At 65.1% G+C, this 8517-nt stretch carries 9 protein-coding genes; all 9 read right to left on the minus strand.

The features are described 5' to 3' along the window. The coding region (gene rnc, locus G3O00_RS37030) for a ribonuclease III (RefSeq protein WP_206145977.1) at positions 1 to 898 on the minus strand (898 nt) is incomplete at its 3' end. Between the two features lie 153 nt (positions 899 to 1051). Continuing rightward, the gene (gene lepB, locus G3O00_RS37035; RefSeq protein WP_206145978.1) at positions 1052 to 1945 is read right to left on the minus strand and encodes a signal peptidase I; all 894 of its coding nucleotides are present in this window, start codon (positions 1943 to 1945) and stop codon (positions 1052 to 1054) included. Between the two features lie 16 nt (positions 1946 to 1961). Then, entirely contained in the window at positions 1962 to 3755 is a 1794-nt protein-coding gene (lepA, locus tag G3O00_RS37040; RefSeq protein WP_011351412.1) for a translation elongation factor 4, read from the minus strand. A 192-nt stretch (positions 3756 to 3947) separates the two neighbouring features. Continuing rightward, positions 3948 to 4190, minus strand: a complete 243-nt coding sequence (locus G3O00_RS37045) for a glutaredoxin family protein (RefSeq protein WP_206145979.1) — start codon at positions 4188 to 4190, stop codon at positions 3948 to 3950. Between the two features lie 7 nt (positions 4191 to 4197). Further along, the gene (locus tag G3O00_RS37050; RefSeq protein WP_174934598.1) at positions 4198 to 5700 is read right to left on the minus strand and encodes a DegQ family serine endoprotease; all 1503 of its coding nucleotides are present in this window, start codon (positions 5698 to 5700) and stop codon (positions 4198 to 4200) included. A gap of 16 nt (positions 5701 to 5716) precedes the next feature. Then, the gene (locus G3O00_RS37055; protein WP_011351409.1) at positions 5717 to 6769 is read right to left on the minus strand and encodes a MucB/RseB C-terminal domain-containing protein; all 1053 of its coding nucleotides are present in this window, start codon (positions 6767 to 6769) and stop codon (positions 5717 to 5719) included. 5 nt (positions 6770 to 6774) lie between these two features. Next, entirely contained in the window at positions 6775 to 7392 is a 618-nt protein-coding gene (locus tag G3O00_RS37060) for a sigma-E factor negative regulatory protein (RefSeq protein ID WP_174934596.1), read from the minus strand. A gap of 86 nt (positions 7393 to 7478) precedes the next feature. Further along, the gene (rpoE, locus tag G3O00_RS37065) at positions 7479 to 8078 is read right to left on the minus strand and encodes an RNA polymerase sigma factor RpoE (protein ID WP_006490873.1); all 600 of its coding nucleotides are present in this window, start codon (positions 8076 to 8078) and stop codon (positions 7479 to 7481) included. Positions 8079 to 8169: 91 nt separating this feature from the next. Then, a complete protein-coding gene (locus tag G3O00_RS37070; RefSeq protein WP_206145980.1) occupies positions 8170 to 8376 on the minus strand; it encodes a hypothetical protein in 207 nt (68 codons plus the stop codon). Between the last annotated feature and the right edge of the window lie 141 nt (positions 8377 to 8517).

The following is an 8517-nucleotide window of genomic DNA, read 5'->3' on the forward strand; positions in this document are numbered from 1 at the left end:
GAATCGCGGCCATCGGCGCCGCGGCCGGCTCGGTACCGGTTGCAGCGATTGCCGCGGGCGCCGCACCGGCCGCCCTCGCCTCGCGCGCCGCCGCGCGTTCCTTCCGCTCCGGCGAGCGCAGGTCGAGCGCTTCCTGCACGCCCTTCACGCCCGGCACGATTTCGGGTTCGACATGCTTCGACCCACGCGCGTTTTTCGAGCGCTTCGGCTTCGTGGCCAGCATCGGCGCAGCCGCCATCACCTCGTCGAGTGCCTTCTTCGCGGCGGCCTGCTCGGCCGCGCGCCGGCTCGCACCGGAGCCCGACACCTTCACATCGAGCTTCGGCACCGTGCATTCGACTTCGAATTGCTGATTGTGCGCCGCACCATGCGTCGCGACCACCGTATAAGTCGGCAGCGCGATCTTGTGCCCCTGCAGGTATTCCTGCAGCAGCGTCTTCGCGTCCTTGCCGAGCGTGCGCGGATCGATGTGGTCGAGAATCGGGATATAGAGGCGCTTGATGACCCCTTGGGCGGCTTCGAAGCCGCCATCGAGGAATACGGCCCCGATGATGGCTTCGAACGCGTCCGCGAGGATCGACGGGCGGCGGAACCCGCCGCTGCGCAGCTCGCCTTCGCCGAGCCGCAGGCCGTCCGAGATATTCAGGGCCTGAGCAATTTCGTACAGCGACTGCTGTTTGACGAGGTTGGCGCGTACGCGCGACAGATCGCCTTCGTCCAGCTTGCTGAAACGCTGGAACAAAAGGGCAGCCACCGCGCAATTCAGAACGGAGTCGCCGAGGAACTCGAGCCGTTCGTTGTGCGTGGCACTGTGACTACGATGGGTCAAAGCCTGGCGCAACAATTCCGCATTGCGAAATTCGTAGCGCAGCCGGCTTTCCAACTGGGATAGGGGCATGTGCAGGAGTATAACGCGGGCGCCGGTCGGGCCGAAACGGCACGGCCGGACGCGAAAAGGCGTGACGAGGCGGTGTTACCGCCGGTTCTTAAAGTAGTTCGGCACTACGCGACGCGGCCCGTGCGTCGCGCAGTGCGATTGAGTCGAATGCGATCAGTTGAAGGAACCGATGCGCTTCAGGTCGCTGAAGTTCATCCAGATGAAGAACGCGCGGCCAACGATGTTCTGGTCCGGCACGAAACCCCAGTAGCGGCTGTCCGCGCTGTTGTCGCGGTTGTCGCCCATCATGAAGTAGTGACCGGGCGGCACCTTGCAGATCACGCCGCGGCTGTTGTACGTGCAGTTGTCGCGAAACGGATAGTCGTATGCGCCCATCACGAACGGCGGCACGGCCGGGTTGTTGAGGATCGCGTTCTTCTTGTTGCCGATCGTTTCCTCGAACTGCTTCGCGTAGTTCTGACGCTCGTCGTCGAAGAAATCGGGCAGCGGCGTTTCGGGCACCGGCTGGCCGTTGATCGTGAGCTGCTTGTCCTGGTACGCGACGGTATCGCCCGGCAGGCCGATCACACGCTTGATGTAGTCGACCGACTCGTCCTTCGGATAGCGGAACACGACGACGTCGCCGCGCGACAACGGGCTGCCCTGCGTGATCTTCGTGTTCGTGACTGGCAGGCGCAGCCCGTATTCGAACTTGTTGACGAGGATGAAATCACCGACGAGCAACGTCGGCACCATCGAGCCCGACGGAATCTTGAACGGCTCGACGACGAACGAACGCACGACGAACACCGCCAGGATCACCGGGAAGAAGCTCGCCGTGTACTCGAGCCACCACGGCTGGCGCAGCTTCTCGTCGCGCAACTTCGAACGCGTCTGCACCGCGTTTTCATCCGCGAAACGCTTGTCGATGCGCGACTGCTGGCGATCGAACTCCTCGATCGCCGAGTCGGCCGCCTTGCGTCGCTTCGGCAGGAACACCAGCTTGTCCAACACCCACGCTACGCCCGTCAAGACGACGAGCACAAAAAGAATCAGCGCAAAATTCATAAAAGGATCAGTCCTGTTATTTGTCTTCGACGCGCAAGATGGCAAGGAACGCTTCCTGCGGGATCTCGACCGAGCCCACCTGCTTCATTCGTTTCTTACCCGCTTTCTGCTTTTCGAGCAGTTTCTTCTTTCGCGAGATGTCGCCGCCATAGCACTTCGCCAGCACGTTCTTGCGCAGCGCCTTGATGTTCTCGCGGGCAATGATGTGCGCGCCGATCGTAGCCTGGATCGCCACGTCGTACATCTGGCGTGGAATGATCTCGCGCATCTTCGCGGCCACTTCGCGGCCGCGGTACTGCGACTGCGAACGGTGGACGATAACCGACAACGCATCGACCTTGTCACCGTTGATCAGCATGTCGACCTTCACGACGTCGGCCGCGCGGTATTCCTTGAACTCGTAGTCCATCGACGCGTAGCCGCGCGACACCGACTTCAGGCGATCGAAGAAATCGAGCACGATCTCGGCCATCGGGATCTCGTAGGTCAGTTGCACCTGACGGCCGTGATATTGCATGTTGATCTGCGATCCGCGCTTCTGCTCGCACAGCGTGATCACGGAGCCGACGTAGTCCTGCGGCATGTACAGGTTCACCGTGACGATCGGCTCGCGAATCTCCTCGATCCTCGGCGGCTCCGGCATCTTCGCCGGATTCTCGACCTTGATGATCGCGCCGTCGCTCATCATGACCTCGTAGACAACCGTCGGCGCGGTCGTGATGAGGTCCATGTCGAACTCGCGCTCGAGCCGCTCCTGCACGATTTCCATGTGCAGCAGGCCGAGGAAGCCGCAGCGGAAACCGAAGCCGAGCGCCTGCGACACTTCCGGCTCGTACTGCAGCGACGCATCGTTCAACTTCAGCTTCTCGAGCGATTCGCGCAGTGCGTCATACTGGTTAGCCTCGACCGGATACAGCCCCGCGAACACCTGCGGCTTCACTTCCTTGAAGCCCGGCAGCGGCTCGACAGCCGCCTTGGTCGCGTGCGTGACGGTGTCGCCGACCTTCGCTGCCGTCAGTTCCTTGATGCCGGCGATGATGAAACCCACCTGCCCGGCCGACAGCGTTTCGAGATTGCGCGACTTCGGCGTGAACACGCCGATGTGCTCGACCGGATACTGCGCACCGGTCGCCATCAGCTTGATCTTGTCCTTCGGGCGCAGCGTGCCGTTAACGATGCGTACGAGCATCACGACGCCGACGTAGTTGTCGAACCACGAATCGATGATGAGCGCCTGCAGCGGCGCGGCCGGATCACCCTTCGGCGGCGGCACCTTCGCGATCAGCGACTCGAGCACGTCCTCGACGCCGAGACCTGTCTTCGCGCTGCAACGCGTCGCGTCGGTCGCGTCGATGCCGATCACGTCCTCGATCTCCTCGATCGCGTTTTCGGGGTTCGCGGCGGGCAGGTCGATCTTGTTCAGCACGGGAACGACCTCGACGCCGAGTTCGATCGCCGTGTAGCAGTTCGCGACCGTCTGCGCCTCGACGCCCTGGCTCGCATCGACGACCAGCAGCGCGCCTTCGCATGCGGACAGCGAACGGCTGACTTCGTACGAGAAGTCGACGTGCCCCGGCGTGTCGATCAGGTTCAGGTTGTAGACCTTGCCGTCGCGCGCGCGATAGGACAGCGCGGCAGTCTGCGCCTTGATCGTGATGCCGCGCTCGCGCTCGATATCCATCGAGTCGAGCACCTGCGCTTCCATTTCACGGTCGGCGAGGCCGCCGCATACCTGGATGATGCGATCCGCGAGCGTCGACTTGCCATGGTCGATGTGCGCGATGATCGAGAAATTGCGAATATGATCCATTCAGTGCCGATCAAGCGAAAAAGGCGCGCTCGACGACTGCAGAGCACGCCTTGGTAAGTCGGTGAAAAAACAGCTTATTTTAGCCGAAAAGGCCTTTGCCGGGCGGTATTTCCAACGCCGGGCCGCGCAGTGGCCCGCTGGGAGCCACCGCCGGGCCAAGCGCCGTGCGAAACGACACCCGCCAGCGGCAGGTCAGGCTCGTCGCCAGGCCGCCAGCGCGGCGCGCACCCGCGCGTCGTCGAACCGGTGGCGGCATACCTCCGCCCCGTCCAGCAGCAGCACGGGCACGTCCTCGTCGTAGCGGGCGACGAGTGCCGCATCGGTGTCGATGTCGATGTAATCGAACGCGACGCCGAATTCGGCCGCCACCGGCGCCAGTGCGTCGCGCATGTCGTCGCACAGGTGGCACCAGCCGCGGCCGTAGAGCGTGAACATCGGCGCGTTACTTCTGGCGCGGCCGCACGGGCACGAACTGCGTGTTGTCGCCACGCCGCACGAGCACCGCGACCGCCTTCTGCGGATCGAGCTGCGCAGTCACGTCGGCAAACTGCTTCGCGTTCGTGATGTCGGTGTCGCCGACGCGCAGCACGATGTCACCGCGCTGCAGGCCCGCACGGGCGGCCGGGCCGTCGACGCCGTCGATCTGCACGCCGTTCTTCAGCTTCAGCGTCTTCATCTGCTCCGCCGTCAGGTCACTGACCGTCAGACCGAGCGAATTGGTCTGGCGCGGCTTCTGCGGCGCGTTCTTGCGCTGCTCAGCCTTCGCCGTCGTTTCGGCCGGCGTCTCCGCAATCGTGATCGGCAGATCGCGTGCCTGACCCTTGCGCCATACGCTGACCGTCGCCTTCGTGCCCGGCTTCGTGTCGCCGACCATGCGCGGCAGGTCCGACGCCGTATCGACCGAACGACCATTGAACTTCAGGATGATATCGCCCGGCTGGATACCCGCCTTGTCGGCCGGACCGCCCGGCTCGACGCTGCTGACGAGCGCGCCCTCGGCCTTCGGCAGCCCGATCGAATCGGCCACGTCCTTCGTCACCTCGCCGATCGCCACCGCAATCCGGCCGCGCGTGACCTTGCCCGTCGCCTTCAGCTGGTCGGCCACGCGCATCGCCTCGTCGATCGGAATCGCGAACGAGATGCCCATGAAGCCGCCGGTACGGCTGTAGATCTGCGAGTTGATGCCGATCACCTCGCCCTGCATGTTGATCAGCGGGCCGCCCGAGTTGCCGGGGTTCACGGCGACGTCGGTCTGGATGAACGGCAGGTAGTCGCCCGTATTGCGGCTCTTCGAGCTGACGATGCCGGCCGTCACCGTGTTGTCGAGGCCGAACGGCGAACCGATCGCGACGACCCACTCACCGACGCGCACCTTGTTCGAATCGCCGATCGCGACGACCGGCAGGTTCGACGCCTGGATCTTGACGACCGCGACGTCCGTGCGATCGTCGACGCCGATCAGCTTCGCCTTGAATTCGCGCTTGTCGGTCAGCGTCACGTAGATGGTGTCCGCATCGTCGACGACGTGCGCATTGGTCATCACGTAACCGTCGGCCGACACGATGAAGCCCGAGCCGACGCCGCGATTCTGTTCGGTGTCGGGCGGGTTGTCCGGCGCGGGCGCGTTCTTCGGGTTGTTGCCGCCGTTGCCGCTACCGTTACCGGGCGCCTGCGGCAGCGGAATGCCGAAGAAGCGCCGGAAGAATTCCGACATGTCGCCGTTGTCGAAGCCCGGCGGGAGCATCCCGCGCGGGCCGCTGCTCGTCGGCACGTTGGCGGTGGTCCGGATGTTCACGACGGCCGGCCCGACCTTTTCGACCAGGTCGGCGAAGTCGGGCAGGCTGGCAGCGGGAGCCGTCACCGCGAACGCGGTATGCGGCACGAGCGGCAGGCAGGCAGACAGCGCCGCCGCCGCGAGCCATTTGCGCAGCGTGAGTTTCATCATGTCGGAAGCCGTAGCGTTACTTGGAAGCCTTGTATTCTATGGCAGACGCGAACTGCTGCAACGTAGCCGGCGGCACTTCGCCGAGCACGGTGATCCAGTAGTCGCCGCGGCGCTTCACGAGAACGTTCGTTGCACCGGTGCTGCCCGCGCCTTCCTTGCGCGTATTCTTTTCGGCCGGCTCGATGAAAACCGAGATCGTCGCGAGACCGTCGGTGAAGACGGCCTGATCGACCGGGATCGGCGGCTCGCCCGCGTCGCGCGCGGCCATCGGCCGGCGCACTTCACGAATCTTCTGGAAACCGGCCACGCTCGGGGCGAGCTGCCAGCCCTGCGCCTCCATGTCGACCGTCGCGACCGGCGGGCGCACGACCGTCCAGCCGCTCAGGTTGCGCATGCCGGCCGCGATCGCGGCCTTGTCGCCGCTTGCGCCGCCCGTCTGCAATTGCGAGAACGCGATCTGCTCGAGCACGTGATCGTTCGCATCGAGCGTCTGCGAGCGCAGCAGCAGCCCCGTGCGCGCGTCAGCCCACAGCTTGTACGTGAAGCGGTACGCATCCTTCGGCACGAGCTCGACGACCTGCGCGTCGATCCCCGCAACACGGTCCTTGCCGAGCGACTTCGCGTCGTAGACGGACATCACGTGCTCGCCGCTCGCGCCGAGCAGCGCGGGAAACGAGTCGCGCGTCTGACGGCGCTCGACCACGCACAGCTTGCGCTCGGGCACGAACGTGTACAGCTCGTCGTTATGGCGCAGAAGCTTGCGCGGCTTGCCGTCGAGCGTCTCGATGCGCTCGAACTCGCCGTCGCGGGACGCGACGTGCGCGATGCGCGACGACTGCACATACCCGCCGCGCTGGTAGACGAACGTGCCTTCGTAGCTCTGCTGCTGCGCCGCTTGCTGGACACGGTCGAGCCAGTCGGCGGCACCCTTGCGGGTCGCGACAGGATCGTCCGGTTGCTGGGCGCGGGCAGGAAGGGATTGAACGGACAACAGGGCGGCTGCGCAAAGCAGGAGGGCCGGCAGCCGCTTCCATCCGGAGATGGCGTGATTCAACTGCAATGTCCGCATCGGGTTTATTGGCCTGGCGTGGTGGTCACGGCAGCGCGGATCAGCGGCATCGAACCCGTGACGACGGGCTGCTGCGCGAATTGCTGGTGCGCTTCAAGGTATTGGTCGAGGCTGGCGTCGCGGATGATGTTGACGTCCTGCAGGCCCGGCTGGGCCGATGCCTGCGCAACCGTCACGCGCTGCAGGTTGCCGCCTTGCGGCGCACCGGCCGACGCGACCTGGACGGCGCCCGGGGCACCGGCCGTCTGCATTTGCGGGACGACGATCCACGTCAGCGTAGCCGCCGCGGCAGCGACCGCGAACGCGGGCACGACGCGCCGGCGCAGCGCCAGCAGCTTGCGCGCAACGGGTGCGGCCGCCGGCGCGAGCAGGTGCGGCTCGCTCTCGAGCGCAGCCGACATGCGCGCGGTGAACGCGACGCTCAGCGCGGGCGACAGCGCGAGCTCGTCCGAGCGCAGCGCATCGCCGATCAGGTGGTAATGGGCCCACGCAGCGCGATCCGCGCGGTTGAGCTCAGCCAGAAACTGCCCGTTGTCCGGGCCATCGAACATTTCGCCATCGACCAGCGCGGAAAGGCGCTCGCCGCGCGAGCACGCTTGCGACTGCGTATTGACCGACCCCATGATGCTCCCCATCTTGCACACCCCGTCGTGACTTCACGACTCTATCCGTAACTAGACCCCGACCCGCGTCGCTTCGCCTGTCGCGCTTACCAGCGCTTGCCTTCGGGCGTATCGAGCAGCGGACGCAATTTAGCAGCGATTGCCTCGCGTGCGCGGAAGATCCGCGACCGGACCGTCCCGATCGGACAGCCCATCATTTCCGCGATCTCTTCGTAGCTCAGGCCCTCGATCTCGCGCAGCGTAATTGCCTGACGCAGTTCTTCGGGCAGCAGAGCCATTGCAGCGTTGACCGTCTCGGCAATCTGCTTGCTCATCAACATCGACTCAGGCGTGTTGATATCCCTTAGTTGGTCTGCGTCGGAGAAAGTTTCCGCTTCCTCTGCATCGGCCTCGGTGGAGGTCGGCGCCCGGCGGCCTTGCGTCGCAAGGTAGTTCTTCGCCGTGTTGACGGCAATTCGGTACAACCACGTATAGAACGCCGATTCGCCGCGGAATTGCGGCAGCGCACGATACGCCTTGATGAACGCGTCCTGGGCCACATCCTCGACCTCGGCGGGATCCCGCACGAGGCGCGAGATCAGCCGAATGATCTTGCGGTGGTATTTGGAGACCAGGAGTTCGAACGCTGCCTTGTCGCCCTTCTGTACGCGCTCGACCAGAGCCTGATCGATTTCTTTTTCACTCACCTGACAAATCCATTAACTAGGGATGCAACGCGGAGCAACATTGTAGCGTTCCCGCGCCAGACGCTGGTTACGGTCGGTAACCGCGCCGCCGTCATGCCCGCCCCGCCGCGCCCGCCGTTCTCGCCAGCACGGAAAGCGCGCTGAACGACGCGGCATCGAGCGCATCGGCCGGGATCAGCAGCGGCCGGGCTCGCCGGGCGCCCTGCCCGACCGACAGCACCAGCAGCAGGCTGCTCCAGTGCGCATGCCCCGTCACGCGGCACGCGCACCAGCCGCCCGGCGGCCAGCTCCGCCGCACACCCGCGTTCGACGAGAATCGCGAAGCCGATCCCGTTCCCCCCGGCCCGCCCGGCCATCTCGCCGCCCTTGACCCCCTCCCGGCCCCCCCCCCGCACCTCGTTCATCCGCCCCTCACCGCCCGCGAATTGCCCCGCCTCCC

Origin of the sequence: Burkholderia sp. Ac-20384 (assembly GCF_017104605.1) — a bacterium.
GTDB classification, from domain to species: Bacteria; Pseudomonadota; Gammaproteobacteria; order Burkholderiales; family Burkholderiaceae; genus Burkholderia; species Burkholderia lata.